At 70.6% G+C, this 15,707-nt stretch carries 13 protein-coding genes; 10 read left to right on the plus strand and 3 right to left on the minus strand.

Annotation, left to right across the window (positions count from 1 at the left end):
- Positions 1–280 precede the first annotated feature (280 nt).
- The 4 genes from arc (at position 281) to ACFFQA_RS05865 (ending at position 7,048) form a co-directional block, all read left to right on the plus strand.
- Positions 281–2,083 carry a proteasome ATPase gene (arc, locus tag ACFFQA_RS05850; protein ID WP_377850596.1) on the plus strand — a complete coding sequence of 601 codons (1,803 nt, stop codon included), beginning with the start codon at positions 281–283 and terminating at the stop codon, positions 2,081–2,083.
- A gap of 352 nt (positions 2,084–2,435) precedes the next feature.
- Entirely contained in the window at positions 2,436–3,641 is a 1,206-nt protein-coding gene (locus tag ACFFQA_RS05855) for an MFS transporter (RefSeq protein WP_377850597.1), read from the plus strand.
- A gap of 145 nt (positions 3,642–3,786) precedes the next feature.
- Positions 3,787–4,548, plus strand: coding sequence for an ABC transporter ATP-binding protein (locus tag ACFFQA_RS05860; RefSeq protein WP_377850598.1), 762 nt, complete (start codon positions 3,787–3,789; stop codon positions 4,546–4,548).
- Between the two features lie 4 nt (positions 4,549–4,552).
- Entirely contained in the window at positions 4,553–7,048 is a 2,496-nt protein-coding gene (locus tag ACFFQA_RS05865; RefSeq protein WP_377850599.1) for an FtsX-like permease family protein, read from the plus strand.
- A 53-nt stretch (positions 7,049–7,101) separates the two neighbouring features.
- Here the strand turns inward: ACFFQA_RS05865 and ACFFQA_RS05870 are convergent, their stop codons facing one another.
- Positions 7,102–7,644 (minus strand): helix-turn-helix domain-containing protein, encoded by a 543-nt coding sequence (locus ACFFQA_RS05870; protein WP_377850600.1) that lies wholly within the window; start codon positions 7,642–7,644, stop codon positions 7,102–7,104.
- 154 nt (positions 7,645–7,798) lie between these two features.
- On the opposite strand from ACFFQA_RS05870, the gene ACFFQA_RS05875 reads away from it, so the two are divergent.
- On the plus strand, positions 7,799–9,700 hold the full coding sequence (locus tag ACFFQA_RS05875) for a vWA domain-containing protein (protein ID WP_377850601.1): 1,902 nt from the start codon (positions 7,799–7,801) through the stop codon (positions 9,698–9,700).
- Here ACFFQA_RS05875 and ACFFQA_RS05880 read toward each other — a convergent pair.
- Positions 9,676–10,872, minus strand: a complete 1,197-nt coding sequence (locus ACFFQA_RS05880; RefSeq protein ID WP_377850602.1) for a serine/threonine-protein kinase — start codon at positions 10,870–10,872, stop codon at positions 9,676–9,678. The two genes, ACFFQA_RS05875 and ACFFQA_RS05880, sit on opposite strands and share 25 nt — an antisense overlap.
- 146 nt (positions 10,873–11,018) lie before the next feature.
- On the opposite strand from ACFFQA_RS05880, the gene ACFFQA_RS05885 reads away from it, so the two are divergent.
- Positions 11,019–11,381, plus strand: coding sequence for a DUF1304 domain-containing protein (locus ACFFQA_RS05885; protein ID WP_377850603.1), 363 nt, complete (start codon positions 11,019–11,021; stop codon positions 11,379–11,381).
- Between the two features lie 161 nt (positions 11,382–11,542).
- On the opposite strand, the gene ACFFQA_RS05890 is transcribed toward ACFFQA_RS05885, so the two are convergent.
- Positions 11,543–12,109 (minus strand): NUDIX hydrolase, encoded by a 567-nt coding sequence (locus ACFFQA_RS05890; protein WP_377850604.1) that lies wholly within the window; start codon positions 12,107–12,109, stop codon positions 11,543–11,545.
- On the opposite strand from ACFFQA_RS05890, the gene dop reads away from it, so the two are divergent.
- From dop to prcA, 4 genes are all read left to right on the plus strand, one after another.
- Complete coding sequence (gene dop, locus ACFFQA_RS05895; RefSeq protein WP_377850605.1) at positions 12,108–13,607, plus strand: depupylase/deamidase Dop; 1,500 nt, start codon at positions 12,108–12,110, stop codon at positions 13,605–13,607. The genes ACFFQA_RS05890 and dop overlap by 2 nt on opposite strands.
- A 100-nt stretch (positions 13,608–13,707) precedes the next feature.
- Positions 13,708–13,902: a ubiquitin-like protein Pup gene (locus tag ACFFQA_RS05900; protein ID WP_377850606.1), complete on the plus strand. Its 195-nt coding sequence runs from the start codon at positions 13,708–13,710 to the stop codon at positions 13,900–13,902.
- Between the two features lie 58 nt (positions 13,903–13,960).
- Positions 13,961–14,830: a proteasome subunit beta gene (gene prcB, locus ACFFQA_RS05905; RefSeq protein WP_377850608.1), complete on the plus strand. Its 870-nt coding sequence runs from the start codon at positions 13,961–13,963 to the stop codon at positions 14,828–14,830.
- Between the two features lie 54 nt (positions 14,831–14,884).
- Positions 14,885–15,694 carry a proteasome subunit alpha gene (gene prcA, locus ACFFQA_RS05910; RefSeq protein ID WP_377850610.1) on the plus strand — a complete coding sequence of 270 codons (810 nt, stop codon included), beginning with the start codon at positions 14,885–14,887 and terminating at the stop codon, positions 15,692–15,694.
- Positions 15,695–15,707: the final 13 nt, after the last annotated feature.

Below are 15,707 nucleotides of genomic sequence, written 5' to 3' on the forward strand. Positions count from 1 at the left end.
GGGTGCCGGGCGACTGCCCGGACTGCCCACCCTCCCAAGGCGGTGTCGACATCGGGTCTCCTGAAGGCCTCTGTCTGGAAAACGCCCGATCGGACGCTGGAGAACGGCTACTGGACGCACGGTAGTGGGTACCTGGTTCCCACCGTGACCGAGATGGAGCAGTTCATCCCGCCGAGCGGGCGTTTATCAGCTTCGTTACGCCCAAGTGGCCTGGCGGACATCTCCGTTGTCGGTGATCGCCGGTACCGTGGTCACACGAGTGCGGGAGGAGGGTGCCGACATGCAGCACGACCATCCCGGCAGCCGCCCTGAGCAGGGCGGCGAGCGGAAGAGCAGCGGCAGCGCGGCCGAGTTGAGTGCGCAGATCCGATTTCTCGAGGATGAAGTGGCGCTGTTGCGCCGCAAACTGACCGAGTCGCCACGGCACGTCCGGCTGCTGGAGCAGCGGCTGGCCGAGGCGTCCAACCGGGTGAGCCAGCTCACCGAGCGCAACACCAAGCTCGTGGAGACGCTCAAGGAGGCCCGGGGTCAGCTCCTCGCCCTGCGAGAGGAGGTGGACCGGCTCGCCCAGCCGCCCAGCGGCTACGGCGTGTTCCTGGCCAGGCATCCCGACAACACCGTCGACGTGTTCACGTCGGGAAGACGCATGCGCGTCGCGGTCTCGCCCGCCGTGGAGTCCGAGACCCTCCGGCAAGGGCAGTCCGTCCGCCTCAACGAGGCGCTGACGGTCGTCGAGGGCGGCGACTTCGAGCGCATCGGGGAGGTGTGCACCCTCCGGGAGCTGCTCACCACCGAGGCGGACGTGGACGGCGCGACCAGGGCGCTGGTCGTCGGGCACGCCGACGAGGAGCGGGTCGTCCTGCTGGCGCACCCCCTGCTGGACGCGCCGCTGAAGCCGGGTGACTCCCTGCTCGTGGACAGCAAGGCCGGCTACGCCTACGAGCGGGTGCCCAAGGCCGAGGTCGAGGACCTGGTGCTGGAGGAGGTGCCCGACGTCCGCTACGAGGACATCGGTGGCCTGTTCCGGCAGATCGAACAGATCCGCGACGCCGTCGAGCTGCCGTTCCTGCACGCGGACCTGTTCCGCGAGTACGAGCTGCGGCCGCCGAAGGGTGTTCTGCTCTACGGACCTCCCGGCTGTGGAAAGACGCTCATCGCCAAGGCGGTCGCCAACTCCCTCGCGAAGAAGGTCGCGGCGGCCAGGGGCGACACCAACAGCGACCAGGCGAAGTCCTACTTCCTCAACATCAAGGGTCCGGAGCTGCTCAACAAGTTCGTCGGGGAGACCGAGCGGCACATCCGCCTGATCTTCCAGCGGGCGCGGGAGAAGGCGTCCGAGGGCACCCCGGTGATCGTGTTCTTCGACGAGATGGACTCGATCTTCCGGACCCGTGGCAGCGGTGTCAGCTCCGACGTCGAGACGACGATCGTGCCGCAGCTGCTCAGCGAGATCGACGGTGTCGAGGGCCTGGAGAACGTCATCGTCATCGGCGCCTCCAACCGCGAGGACATGATCGACCCGGCGATCCTGCGGCCAGGCAGGCTCGACGTGAAGATCAAGATCGAGCGGCCGGACGCCGAGGCGGCCACGGACATCTTCTCCAAGTACCTGACCGACAACCTGCCGATCCACGAGGACGACCTCGCCGAGTTCGCCGGGGACAAGCGCGCCTGCATCGACGCGATGGTCCAGCACACGGTGGAGCGGATGTACGAGGAGTCCGACGAGAACCGCTTCCTGGAGGTCACCTACGCCAACGGTGACAAGGAGGTCCTGTACTTCCGGGACTTCAACTCCGGCGCGATGATCCAGAACATCGTGGACCGGGCGAAGAAGTCCGCCATCAAGTCGGTGCTGGACCACCAGCAGTCGGGTCTGCGCGTGCAGCACCTGCTCGACGCGATCGTGGACGAGTTCGCCGAGAACGAGGACCTGCCCAACACGACCAACCCGGACGACTGGGCACGGATCTCCGGCAAGAAGGGCGAGCGCATCGTCTACATCCGCACCCTGGTGACCGGCAAGAACCAGGAGACCGGACGGGCGATCGACAACGCCAACAACACCGGTCAGTACCTCTAGCACGGCCCGGCGAAAGGCCCCCGCCTGAACGAGGTGGGGGCCTTTCGTCTGTCGCCGAAACCTTTCGGGCCGAGCGCGTCCGGCGCTTTCCGGAGGGGAGAGCCTGGCCCGGCGGGAAGGGGCTTGCACGCTGCGTTACAGTGGCGGCCGGTATTTCTCGATCGATGGGGTGATAGCGCCGCACTGGCGAGTGGGACGTGGCCCACTCGGTTCCGGCCGATCGCACCCTGGTGTCCGAACTGGACTCTTTCGCGTCGCAGTGGCGTTTCACAGCGCGAATTCCCGTTCCCCGTGGTGTCCTTCTCGTCGTGTCCCCAGTCAGCGGCGTTCACCCCTGGGAAGGGTGATCCCGGTGGCCACCACCGGAGTAGCGCGCGCACGTCGGTCCACAGCGGCCACGTTCGCGCTCGTGGGTTTCGTCTTCGGCGTCTGGACCGTGCGCATTCCCGCGCTGGCCGACCGGCTCTCCCTCGGCGAGAGCGCGGTCGGGTTCACCGTGTTCGCGTGGGGGATCGGCGCGCTGACGTGCATGCAGCTGACCCGGTCCGTGCTGGCCAGGTCGGGCAGCCGGACCGTGCTGCGGCTGGCGGCCCCCGCTGTCGGGCTCGGCGTGCTGCTGGTCTCGGTCGCCGACTCCTACCCGGTGCTGCTCGCGTTCGCCGTGCTGTTCGGGATGGCCTTCGGCCTCACCGACATCGCGATGAACGCGCAGGCGTCCACTGTGGAGCTCGCCATGGGGCGGCCGGTGATGAACGGCATGCACGCGGGGTGGAGCGCCGGCGCCGTGCTCGGTGGTCTGGCCGGGGCCGCGGCGGCCGCCGCCGGGCTGGGCTTCACGCCGACGCTCGCGCTCGCCGGCGCGCTCAGCGTCCCGGTCGCCGTGCTGCTCGGCCGGGACTACCTCTGCGATCCCACCGGGACCGGGGCGGGGGAACCGGTGCGCGGCCGGGTGCGGCTGCCCGCCGCGGTCTACCTCGTCGGGGCGCTGTGCTTCATCGCCTTCCTGATCGAGGGTTCCGTCGCCGACTGGAGCGGGCTGTACCTGCGGGACGCGCTCGGGGCCGGGGACTCGCTCGCGGCACTGGGATATCCGGCCTTCGAGGTGGCGATGCTCGCGGGCAGGCTGGTCGGTGACCGGGCCAGCGCGCGGTACGGCGCGCGGCATCTCCTCGGTGCCGCCGGGGTGGGGACGGCGGGTGCCTTCGTCCTCGTCGTCGCCTCCGGCTCGCCGTGGTCGGCGTTGCTGGGCTTCGCCCTGGTCGGCGCGGCGGTGTGCGTCGCGGTGCCGTTGACGTTCTCGCTCGCTGGCACGGTTGTGCCGCAACGGTTGGCCGGTGTCGCCATCGCGCAGGTGGGCGCGCTCGGCTACACGGGGCTGCTGCTCGGCCCTGTCCTCATTGGACTGGTCGCGGAGGCGAGCGACCTCAGGGTGGGGATGGCCGCCGTCGCGGGGCTCGCTCTGGTGATCTCCGCGGGAGCCGTGCTGTTGCGGACGGAGGCCGGGACCGGCGGTGTGAGGCCGGTCTCAGAACCGACCCCGAGGGCGCTGAAACAGTGAACTCCGGGTCTGTATCCGGGATGGACCTGAGGACGGGCTCAGCAACGATGCGCAGACTGTGCACCGGGTGCCGTCCCACCGGGACACCTTTCGGGCTTGTCCGAAGTGGACGAATGAGCATGGCTACGAACGCAAGGAGACACCAGTGACTTCAGCTCCGCCGGTCGGCGGTCGCACCGGTCTGCGCGTGGCGGCGCGCACGGTCGACCTCGTCAAGGTCTACGGCAGCGGCGAGGCCGCGGTGCGGGCGCTGGACGGGGTCAGCCTGGACATCCACGCGGGCAAGTTCACCGCGATCATGGGGCCCTCCGGCTCCGGCAAGTCCACGATGATGCACTGCCTCGCCGGGCTCGACGCGGCCAGCGGCGGAGCGGTGCTGCTCGGGGACACCGACCTCACCAAGCTCTCCGACCGCGACCTGACCACGCTGCGCCGGGACCGCGTCGGCTTCGTCTTCCAGTCGTTCAACCTGCTCCCGCAGCTGACCGCGCTGCAGAACATCCTGCTGCCGCTGGAGCTGGCGGGCAGGCAGCCGGACCGGCAGTGGCTGGACATGCTCATCGGCGTGCTCGGCCTCGGCCAGCGGCTCGGGCACCGGCCCTCGGAGCTCTCCGGCGGCCAGCAGCAGCGCGTCGCGGTGGCCCGCGCCCTGGTCACCCGGCCCGAGGTGGTCTTCGCCGACGAGCCGACCGGCAACCTGGACTCCCGCAGCGGCCACGAGCTGCTGGCGCTGCTGCGCCGCTCGGTGCACGAGTTCGGCCAGACCGTGGTGATGGTGACCCACGACCCGGCGGCGGCCACCTTCGCCGACCGCGTGGTGCTGCTCGCCGACGGCAGGCTGGCCGGCGAGATCTTCCGGCCGACCCAGGACAGCGTGCTCGACGCGCTGCGCCGCCTGGGGGTGTGACGGCGTGGCCCGTTCCCCCCTCACCTCGGCAGTGCTCGCCGAGGCGCGGCAGCGGCCGACGCGGCTGCTGCTGACCGGACTCGCGGTCGTCGTGGCGACCCTGTTCACCGCGGGCACGTTCATGTTCGCCGACACCCTGCGCAAGGGCCTGGAGATGCAGGCCAGCATCACGCCCGCGGACGCGGCCGTGGTCGTCTACGGCTCCGACAAGCCGCTCGACGACAAGGTCGTGAGCACCGTGCGCGCCGTTCCCGGCGTCGCCGAGGTCGCGCCGGTCACGAGGAGCTCGATCGTGGTGGCCAAGGCGGGTGGCACCGCCGAGCCCGGCTACTGGAGCCTCGCCTCCGATGTCGGCAAGGGCCCGCTCTCGCGCTACTCCGTGGTCGCTGGCTCGGCCCCCGCAGGGCCGGACCAGGTCGCGATCACCGACGGGACCGCGAAGGCCAGCGGCATCGCCGTCGGCGCCAAGCTGTCGGTGTCGCAGTACGGCGCCCGGGGCTCGAAGGACGTCACCGTCACCGCCGTGGTCAAGGGCAAGGCGGACTACGGCTCCGTGCTGGTGGCCCAGCCCGCGACGGTCGTCGCGCTCTCCGGCCGCGACAGCTGGTCCCAGGTCGACGTGGCCGCCGCCCCCGGTGTCTCGGAGAGCGCCCTGCTGAGCTCGGTGAAGTCGGCCGCCGGTGACCAGCTCCGCGTGCGCACCGGTGTCGAGCAGCGCGCCGCCGAGGTCAAGGCCCAGCTCAGCGTGGTCGACGTGCTCTTCGCGGTGCTGGCGGTGTTCACCGGTGTCGCGTTGGTCGCCGCCGCGCTCGTGGTGGCGTCGACGTTCCGGATCGTGGTTGCGCAGCGTCGTCGCCGCACAGCCCTGATGCGCTGTGTCGGCGCGACCAGAGCCCAGGTGCTGCGGTCGCTGCTGTTCGAGGCGGCGCTGTCCGGGCTCGTGGCCGGTGTGGTCGGCGTGCTGGCCGCGGTCGGTCTCGGCTACGCGGGTCTGGCGATCGCCGGGCGGTTCACCGAGGACCCGCTGCCGCCGCTCCAGGTCTCCGTGCCGGACCTGCTGTTGTGCGTGCTGCTCGCCATGGTGGTCACCGTGGTCGCGGCACTGTCCCCGGCGATCGGCGGCACCAGGGTCCCGCCGATCGCGGCCCTCGGCGCCGCCAAGGTCACCGATGCCGGTCAGGCGCGCTTCGTGCGCCGCATGGTGTTCGCGGTCCTGTTCGCCGCCGTGGCGGTCGGCCTGCTGTTCGTCCCGGTCAGCAAGAACCCGTTCTTCTCGCTCGCGCTCGTCGCCTGTTCCGGTTTGATGGCGTTCTTCGCGCTGATCGCGGCCGGACCGGTGATCATGCCGTTGCTGGCCAAGCTGCTCGGCGGTCTGGTCCGGCTGGTCGGCGGCACCCCGGGCCGGCTCGCGGTGGGCAACGCGCTGCGGGTGCCCAAGCGCACGGCGAACACCACCACGGTGCTCACCCTCGGCGTCGTGCTGGTCACGGCGGTGCTGGTCGGCATGAGCTCGATCGCGGCCAGCTCCGCCGAGCGGATCGCCTCGCAGTACCCCGCCGCCGTCCAGATCGAGGCCAGCGGCGGCACCGGCATCGCGACCGCCGCGGCCGACAAGATCCGCGCGCTGCCCGAGACCGGCTCGTTCTCGCTGGTCTCCCGGGGGAGCGTCAAGGTCAAGGGCGTCGACGTCTACGCGACGGGCATGGACGTGGCCGCCTACCCGCCGATCGCGAACACCACGGCCGACGAGGGGGCGCTGCGCAACCTGGTCCCCGGCACGATCGCGATCAGCCGCAGCGGCGCCAAGGACCTGGGCGCGAAGGTCGGCGACGTCCTGCCGATCACCGGCACGGGCGGTCAGTCGGTGCAGGCCAAGGTGATCGCGATCTACCGGGGCAACGGCGCGCTCGGCTCGGCGGCGCTGCACCCCTCGGACTTCGCCACGGTGGTGCCCACCGCGAAGCCCAGGGTCATGCTCGTCGACCCGGCCTCCGGAGTGGACAAGGACAAGCTCAAGTCGGCGGTCCGGGCCGCGCTCGGCAGTGACAGCACCCTGACCATCGAGTCGCCGGGCGACCAGAAGGCGGAGATGGAGAAGATCCTCACCACGATGACGCTGGTCGCGCTCGGCCTGGTCGGGATGACCGTGCTGGTCGCGGTGGTCGGGGTCGCGGTCACGCTGTCGCTGTCGGTGGTCGAGCGCACCCAGGAGAACGGTCTGCTGCGCGCGTTGGGCCTGACCCGCGGGGGCATGCGGGCGACGCTGGCGTGGGAGGCGGTGGTCTTCGGCGCCTGCGCCGCAGTGCTCGGCCTGCTGCTCGGCGGCCTCTACGGCGCGCTCGGGGTCAGCTCGCTCGGCGAGTTCGACGTCATCAGCATCCCGTACGGCCAGCTGGCCGTGGTGGGTGGCGGCCTGCTGCTGCTCACCCTCGTCGCGGCGGTCGGGCCGGCGCGCAGGTCCGCGCGCACCAGCCCCTTGCAGGCGCTGGCGACGGACTGACCGAACGAAAGGCGCCCACCGTCCATTATGGATGGTGGGCGCCTTTGCTTCGCCTACAGCGTGTTCGTGAAGTGCTCGCGCGCGTGGTCGGTGCGGCCGTTGCCGTAGACGCGCAGGAACGTCGCCAGGCCCGGGGAGTCCGCCTCCAGGCGCGCCGCGGCGGCCTCGATCTCCGCGGCGGAGGCCAGCGCCCGCAGCAGCGCCTGGATCGCGGGCACCGGGTCCGCGGGCGGCTGCGGCACCGGCTGGGCGGCAGAGCTCAGCCGCAGGGTCGAGGAGGTCGGCGGGGTGTCCGCGCGGATCTCGGCGAGGCGGTCCCGCAGCTCGCCCTGGGACATCCGGTCGAAGGCCGGGTCGGCGACCAGGGACTCCACCGCGAGCAGCCTGGCGAGCACCGCCGGGTTGCTGATCTTGGCGCGCTGGCCGGACATCAGCTGCGAGAGCATCGGCGCGGACAGGCCGATCACGTCGGCGAAGGCGGACTGGGACAGCCCGAGCCCTGGCAGCAGCCTGCGCACCTTGGCGCCGAGCTGCTCGCCGTACCACTCGGTCTGCAACTGCTGGTTGCGTGCGACGACATCCTCGCCGGTGCTCATCGTCCCCCTCGCCGAGTCGTTCTCATGTGGAACCGATCTGTTTGCAGTCGCGTCCGAAGATCTGTTCGTCTGCGACATGGACCTGCGTACAAGCTGGTCACGGCCGTTCGCAAGCGTAACATTCGACCGGCGACCGAGAGTGGATGTGGGGACGATGGCAAGAACGACCGCGGTGGTGTCGGCGGTGCTGGCCGGGCTGCTCGGCCTGGGGCCCGCCGCGATCCCAGCACAGGCGGACCAGCAGGCGCGGGAGTACGCGCCGACCATGCTCGTCCTGGACGCGTCGGGGTCGATGACCAAGGTGGACGCGGGCGGGTCTCGGATGGAGGCCGCGAAGAACGCGGTTCGCACCGTGGTGGCCGCCGCTCCGGCCGAGGCGCGGATGGGACTGACCGTCTACGGCACCTCGACCGGTTCCTCGGACGCGGAGAAGGCGGCGGGGTGCAAGGACGTCACGGTGCTGCGCAAGGCGGAACGGATCGACAAGGCCGCGCTCACAGCGGCGGTGGACGGTATTGCGCCGCGCGGCTACACCCCGATCGGAACCGCGCTGCGCACTGCTGCGGACGCGTTGCCGAAGTCGGGGCCGCGCTCGATCGTGCTGGTTTCCGATGGCATCGACACGTGCTCACCGCCTGACCCATGTGAGGTCGCGAAGGAACTGCGCCAGCAGGGGCTGGACCTCATCGCGCACACCATCGGCTTCGGCGTCGACGCTGCGGCGCGCAAGCAGCTCACCTGCATCGCACAGGCCACTGGCGGCACCTACACCGACGCGCCCGATCCGAAGTCCTTGGAGCGGGTGCTGCCGCGCGTTACCGCCAGCGCGCTGCGCAACTACCAGCACGCGGGACAGCCGGTGACCGGAACGGCCGACGTGCGCAGCGCGCCGGACCTGCGACCCGGCCAGTACCTCGACACCCTTGGCAGAGACGAGAAGCGGCACTACGCCGTGGATGTGCCGAAGGACGCGACGGCGTACTTCAGCGCGACCATGTCCTACCCGCGCGGTACTACCGCGGACCGTCAGGACATCAACGGTCTGCGGCTGCGCGTGTTCGACGATGAGGGTACGGACTGCCACAAGACCGAGAGCGAGATGGCGACGATGTCGAAGGACGGCGAGACCGTCTCGGCGTCGATCACGTGGGAGGGTGCGAAGAAGTCGCGTGGCGTGTGCACCGGAGCTGGCCGTTACGTCTTCGAGGTGGAGTGGGGCCCCGCTTCCACCGACCAGCCTGAGCGCCTGCCGCTCGAACTGCTCGTCGGTGTGGAGCCGGGTGTCGTCGGCGGCACAGGCGCCGTGGTCGCCGCGGAGCGCGTGTCGTTCGTCAACCCCGCCGGTCCCGCTCGGCCCGTTCCCGGTGGCGGCTCGTTCACCGTCGCGGGCGCCCTCGACGGCAGTGGCCACTACACGGACACGTTGCAGCAGGGGGAGTTCGTTTTCTACCGCGTGAAGCTGAACTGGGGACAGGGGCTTGCCTACCGGGTTCGTTACGACGAAACGCCGGACAGGACCACCGCGAACATCGTGAACATCGAGACGACGCTCTACACGCCGTTCCGCAGCCCGATCGAAAGCGACCGGACCGCGTACACCGGTAGCGCCAGCTCGCTGCCCACGGGCAACAAGGCATTCGCGACGAAGCCGGTCCGCTACAACAACCGCACTGCGAACGACAGCAAGGACCGCATGGCGAACATCGCCGGGTGGTACTACATCTCCGTCAAGCTCGGTCGTGCGCTGGCCGACACCGACAAGCCGCGCAACGCCGTTCCGGTGCACCTGGACCTTACGGTCGCTGGTGAGCCGGAGCCAGGACCCGACTACGGGTTCGCCTCGCCGGAGGCCAAGGAAGGCGGGGTGTTCGGCGAGGGCACCAAGCCCGCCCCGGAAACCGCTCCGACCAGCACCTCGGTCGCCGTGGACAGCGCCTCCAGCAAGGGAGTTCCGGTGACGGTGTGGATCGTGGTCGCGGGCGCCGTGGTGCTCGTGCTGGTGCTCGGCGGGTTCTTCCTGCGGCGCAGGCGTCAGCCGACGGGTTTCCACCGGTAGTCGCCGCCGGGCTGCTGGACGCAGCGGACCAGGACTCCGTTCGCGGAGACCTCCTGGTTCGCCACGTCCTGCCAGTCGCAGCGGCCGTCCACCTGGATGTCGGCTCGTGGTGGAGCCTTCTGGGAGGCGCTCGTCGTCGCAGTTGTTCCTGGCGTGTTCGGTTGGCTCGGCTTTTCGTTGTCCAGCAAGAGAATTGCCGTGGTCGCGGCTCCGGCGGCGACCACGGCGAGCGCTGCGAGGACAACTCCACGCCGTGACCTCGGCGGCGTTGTGTCCACTTTGGTCACTGGAAGCGGCGACGGCGTCACGGGGGCCGGATCGCTCCAACCGGACGGCAGCGGGCCAAGGACGTCGTAGACCTCGACCGGCTCGCCGGTGATGGCGCTGAGGGCGGGCAGCTGCAGTGGCACGCCCGTGAGCGCGTGCGCCAACTGCGCGTGCACGTCCTTGGCGTCGCGCCGGTGGGTCGGGTCGGTGTCGAGCAATCGGCTCACCACCGCCCACACCGGATCCGGCACACCGGGTGGGCGGGAGTTCGCGGTCCGCTGCTCCGGCCGCTCCTGTCCGGCGAGCAACTGCCACGCCAGCACGCCGAGCGCGAACAGGTCCTGGCTCGGCTGCGGCGGGTGGCCCGCCAGGATCTCCGGCGCGAGGTAGCCGGGAGTGCCGACGACGAACCCCACCTCGGTGAGCCGAGGGCCGTCGGCCGGGTAGGCGATGCCGAAGTCCGCCAGGCGCGCGTGTGGCGCTCCGGAGCCCGTCGCCTCCATCAGGACGTTGGAGGGCTTCACGTCGCGGTGCAGCAGACCGGCGGAGTGCACGTGGTCCAGCGCGCCGAGCAGTTGGAGCAGGATCTCGGCGGCGTAGCGCCAGGGGAGCGCGCCGTGGTCGCGGACGAGCGCGAGCAGCGTCCCGCCGCGCACCAGCTCGCTCGCTACCAGGACCCCGTCGTCCTCGGCCGCCCAGGTGTAGGGGCTCAGCACATGCGGATGGGTGAGCCTGACTCCCTGTTCGCGCACCACGCGGACCAGCACGTCCGCGCTGTGACCGTTGGCCAGCTTCGCCGCGCAGTACTTGCCGGTGCGGTGGTCGTAGGCGCGCCACACGGTCGCCGCGCCACCGGCGCCGATCCGGTCGACGAGCGCGAAACGGCCGGCGACGAGGTCATTCACGCGCACAGACGCTACTGGAGCGCGATGACTGATCGGATTACACCTCTGGCAGGTCAGGGGCGCCTTTGGTTCGCTGTGCGTGCCCCAGCGGCTAACGCTACGATACCGTAGCGAATCATTCCGAGCACGAAACGGAGGCTGCGCCGATGCAGCTCCTGGCGAACATCCTCGTGGGCGCGGTCGCCGTCCTGCACGTCTACATCCTGGTCCTGGAGATGTTCCTGTGGCAGACGCCCAAGGCCATGGCCGCCTTCGGCACCGACCCCGAGTTCGCGGCGGCCTCCGCCCCGCTCGCGGCCAACCAGGGCCTCTACAACGGGTTCCTGGCGGCCGGGCTGGCCTGGGGGCTGGTCGTCGGCGGTGACGTCGGCTTCCAGTTCAAGGTCTTCTTCACCGTCTGCGTGATCGTCGCGGGGATCTACGGCGCGGCCACGGCCACCAAGCGCATCCTCTTCGTGCAGGTCATCCCCGGTGTGCTGACCCTGGCGGCGGTGCTGGCCGCGGGCTAGGGCCTGCCGCGCTGCTCTGAGGCCGCGCGCGGTCAGGGTTCGCGTTTTGTCACCTTGTTGCGCGATGGAGCGCTCTCTTTTCGCGCTAAGGGTCCATAACGCGAAAAGAGGGCGGCGGGCTGAGGACGCACGGTCCACTAGCGACCGTCGCGATGGGCCGATCAGACGGAGCTCGGGAGCGGGTTGCGGCGGAACCACTCCTCGATCAGCTGGCGCCCGTCGGGCACGAACGGCCAGTCCGGGTCGGCCAGCCGGGACCGCAGCTCCGCCAGCTCCATCCAGCCCCCGGAGACGACCTCCTCCGGCTGCCACACCACGGGACCGTCCCACCGGGTCTCGAAGGCGAACATGTGCGCGCGCACCGGCGGCCGGAGGTAGGTCGCGGTGAACAGCGGCACCACCTCCACCCCGGAAACGCCCAGCTCCTCGGCCAGCTCCCGCTCCGCGCAGGAGGCCGGGTCCTCGTCGGCACCGAGCACCCCGCCCGCCCAGCAGTCGTACATCCCCGGCGCGAAGTCCTTGCCGTCGCTGCGCTTGTGCACGTACACCCGGCGGCCGTCGCCCGAGCGCACCAGGACCGCCGTTGAGCCGTGCCAGAGGCCCTTGGCGCGCATCACCGACCGGCGCTCGCCGCCGACCCGGTTACCGCGCGGGTCGAAGATCGCAACCAACTCGTCGATCACCGCCACCCCCTGATCGTCACACAGAGGCCGTAAGGTGCAACACATGCGGCGGATCATGGGAACCGAGGTGGAGTACGGCATCTCCGTGCCGGGCGACCCTGCGGCCAACCCGGTGCTCACTTCGACTCAGGTCGTGCTCGCCTACGCGGCGGCGGCCGAGATCCCCAGGGCGCGACGCGCGCGCTGGGACTACGAGGTGGAGTCACCGTTGCGGGACGCGCGCGGGTTCGACCTCGGCGCGCCGGGACTGCCGCCGACCGACCCCGACGTGGAGGACCTCGGGGCGGCCAACGTCATCCTCACCAACGGCGCGCGGCTCTACGTCGACCACGCGCACCCGGAGTACTCCACGCCCGAGCTGACCAACGCCAGGGACGTGGTGATCTGGGACAAGGCGGGTGAGCGGATCATGGAGGAGGCCGCGCTGCGCTCGGCGAGCGTGCCGGGCCAGCCCAAGATCCAGCTCTACAAGAACAACATCGACGGCAAGGGCGCCAGCTACGGCACCCACGAGAACTACCTGATGTCGCGCTCCACCCCGTTCACCGCGGTGATCGCGGGCCTGACCCCGTTCTTCGTCTCCCGGCAGGTCGTCGTCGGCTCCGGCCGGGTCGGCGTCGGCGCCTCCAGCGAGGACGCCGGCTACCAGCTGTCCCAGCGCTCCGACTACATCGAGGTCGAGGTCGGACTGGAGACCACGCTCAAGCGCGGCATCATCAACACCCGGGACGAGCCGCACGCCGACGCGGACAAGTACCGCAGGCTGCACGTGATCATCGGCGACGCCAACCTCGCGGAGTACTCCACCTACCTCAAGGTCGGCACGACCGCGCTGGTGCTCGACATGATCGAGTCCGGGATGCGCTTCGACGACCTGCGGCTGTCCGACCCGGTGCGCTCGGTGCACGTGATCAGCCGCGACCCCTCGCTCAAGGTCAAGGTCGACCTCGCAGGAGGTCGCAAGTACACCGGCCTGGACATCCAGTACGCCTACCACGAGCGCGCCACGGAGTTCTACAACCGGCGCGGCGGCGACAAGGCCTCCCTGGAGGTGCTCCGGGTCTGGGGCGAGGTGCTCGACGCGCTGGCCCGTGACCCGATGGAGTGCGCCGACCGGCTGGACTGGCCTGCCAAGCTGCGGCTGCTGGAGGGCTACCGCGCCCGCGACGGCCTGACCTGGGCCTCGCCCCGGCTGCAGCTGGTGGACCTGCAGTACTCCGACGTGCGGCTGGACAAGGGCCTGTACAACCGCTTGGTGGCGCGCGGCTCGATGAAGCGGCTGGTCACCGAGGAGGAGGTCCGCGAGGCGATCGCGGAGCCGCCGGAGGACACCAGGGCCTACTTCCGCGGCCGCTGCCTGGCTCGCTACCCCGCCGAGGTGGCCGCGGCGTCCTGGGACTCGGTGATCTTCGACCTGGGCCGGGAGTCCCTGGTGCGGATCCCGACGCTGGAACCGCTGCGCGGCACGAAGGCGCACGTGGAACAGCTGCTCAACGACTCCGAAACCGCCGAACAGCTGGTGGCGACCCTGACCCGTCGCTGATCCGTAACAAGATCGATCAGACGGAGCAACGCGGGACTGGGACGAGTGTCGGTCCCGATCGGTACTGTTTGGACACAGGCCTATCGAACCGGAGGGCGAGATGGCACAAGAGCAGAAGCAGCGTCAGGGCGGCGGCGACGGCGACGAGGAGCCGGGCGGCGCGGCCGCGGCCGGCCAGGAACGCCGGGAGAAGGTCGGCGAGGACGTCGACGCGATCCTGGACGAGATCGACGACGTCCTCGAGGAGAACGCGGAGGACTTCGTCCGGGCGTACGTGCAGAAGGGCGGCGAGTAGCCGCCGCGAGGGCACCTCGCTCCCCGTCCCAGCCGACAAACCCATGGAGACACAGCCGATGGACAACCCCTCGGCCCGGTCCTACCCGGGCGCAGCCCTGCCGTCCGCCTTCTTCACCCCAGGCGTGTCGTCGTTCAGCGAGTTCCTGCAGGCCGCTGCGCCCGACCTGCTGCCGGGGCGCAGGTTCGCCCCCGGCGGCGCGCTCCACGGGAGTCACGGGAGCGAGGCGCACGCCCCGCACGGCACCACGATCGTCGCGCTGACCTACGACGGCGGCGTGCTCATCGCGGGTGACCGCAGGGCGACCATGGGCAACGTCATCGCCCAGCGCGACATCGAGAAGGTCTTCCTGACCGACGAGTACTCGGCGGTGGGCATCGCGGGGGCCGCCGGTCTGGCGATCGAGATGGTGCGCCTGTTCACCGTCGAGCTGCGGCACTACGAGAAGCTCGAAGGTGTCCCGCTGTCGCTGGACGGCAAGGCCAACAAGCTGGCCACCATGCTGCGCGCAAACCTTGACGCGGCCATGGCGGGCCTCGCGGTGCTGCCGCTGTTCGTCGGCTACGACGTTGACGAGTCCGACTCGACCAAGGCCGGGCGCATCGTCTCCTACGACGTCACCGGCGGGCGCTACGACGAGTACGCGGGCTACCACGCGGTGGGCTCCGGCTCGGTGTTCGCCAAGTCGGCGCTGAAGAAGCGGCACGAGGTGACCGCGGACAAGGCCACGGCCGTGCGCAACGCGGTCGAGGCGCTCTACGACGCCGCCGACGACGACTCGGCCACCGGCGGGCCCGACCTGACCAGGCGGATCTACCCGGTCGTGGCCACCGTCGACGCGGAGGGGTCGGTCCGGCTCTCCGAGGCCGAGGTCGCCGAGGTCGCCGAGGCCGTGGTGCGCGGGCGCCACGATCGCCCGGGCGGCTGAGCCGCCGACCGTCAAACCCGGCCCCTGCCCTCTCTTAAACGCCTGGAGCTCGCCATGACCATGCCGTTGTACGCCTCAGCCGAGCAGGTGATGCGGGACCGCTCGGAGCTGGCCCGCAAGGGCATCGCCCGCGGTCGCAGTGTCGTCGTGCTCTCCTACGCCGGCGGGGTGCTCTTCGTCGCGGAGAACATGTCGACCACGCTGCACAAGGTCTCCGAGATCTATGACCGGATCGGCTTCGCCGCGGTCGGCCGCTACAGCGAGTTCGAGAACCTGCGCACCGCGGGCATCCGCTGGGTCGACGTGCGCGGGTACTCCTACCACCCGCGCGACGTCAACGCCCGCGCGCTGGCCAACGTCTTCGCGCAGAGCCTCGGCTCGATCTTCACCGAGCAGCTCAAGCCCTTCGAGGTGGAGATCTGCATCGCCGAGGTCGGCGCCTCGGCGGAGGAGGACCAGCTCTACCGCCTGACCTACGACGGTTCGATCTTCGACGAGCCGGGCTTCGTGGTGATGGGCGGCCAGGCCGACGCGATCAGCAACGCCCTCAAGGAGTCCTACCGCGAGAACATGGAGCTGGCCGACGCGCTCCAGGTCGCGGCCGCCGCGCTGAACGCGGGCACGGCGAGCTCCTCGGCGGCCGCCAAGCAGGCCGCCGCCGCTGCCGCTGCCGCTCCTGCCAAGGGCGGGTCCGGCGGCAAGCTGGAGGTCGCGGTGCTGGACCGCACCCGGCCGCAGCGCGCGTTCCGCCGGATCACCGGCGCGGCGCTGGAGGCCCTGCTTCCCACGCCCGCCGAGGAGGAGCCCGCCGCCGAGCCCGAGGCGAAGGACGGCGGCAAGGACGGCGAGGACACGAAGAGCTAGTCAGCTCCGGCAT

Source organism: Allokutzneria oryzae (genome assembly GCF_042429765.1).
GTDB lineage: Bacteria > Actinomycetota > Actinomycetes > Mycobacteriales > Pseudonocardiaceae > Allokutzneria > Allokutzneria oryzae.

Bases quoted from the DNA above. Each gene is read 5' to 3' on its own strand.
- arc (WP_377850596.1), top strand. From the start codon at position 281: ATGCAGCACGACCATCCCGGCAGCCGCCCTGAGCAGGGCGGCGAGCGG.
- ACFFQA_RS05870 (WP_377850600.1), bottom strand. From the start codon at position 7,644: ATGAGCACCGGCGAGGATGTCGTCGCACGCAACCAGCAGTTGCAGACC.
- ACFFQA_RS05875 (WP_377850601.1), top strand. From the start codon at position 7,799: ATGGCAAGAACGACCGCGGTGGTGTCGGCGGTGCTGGCCGGGCTGCTC.
- ACFFQA_RS05885 (WP_377850603.1), top strand. From the start codon at position 11,019: ATGCAGCTCCTGGCGAACATCCTCGTGGGCGCGGTCGCCGTCCTGCAC.
- dop (WP_377850605.1), top strand. From the start codon at position 12,108: ATGCGGCGGATCATGGGAACCGAGGTGGAGTACGGCATCTCCGTGCCG.
- ACFFQA_RS05890 (WP_377850604.1), bottom strand. From the start codon at position 12,109: ATGTGTTGCACCTTACGGCCTCTGTGTGACGATCAGGGGGTGGCGGTG.
- ACFFQA_RS05900 (WP_377850606.1), top strand. From the start codon at position 13,708: ATGGCACAAGAGCAGAAGCAGCGTCAGGGCGGCGGCGACGGCGACGAG.
- prcB (WP_377850608.1), top strand. From the start codon at position 13,961: ATGGACAACCCCTCGGCCCGGTCCTACCCGGGCGCAGCCCTGCCGTCC.
- prcA (WP_377850610.1), top strand. From the start codon at position 14,885: ATGACCATGCCGTTGTACGCCTCAGCCGAGCAGGTGATGCGGGACCGC.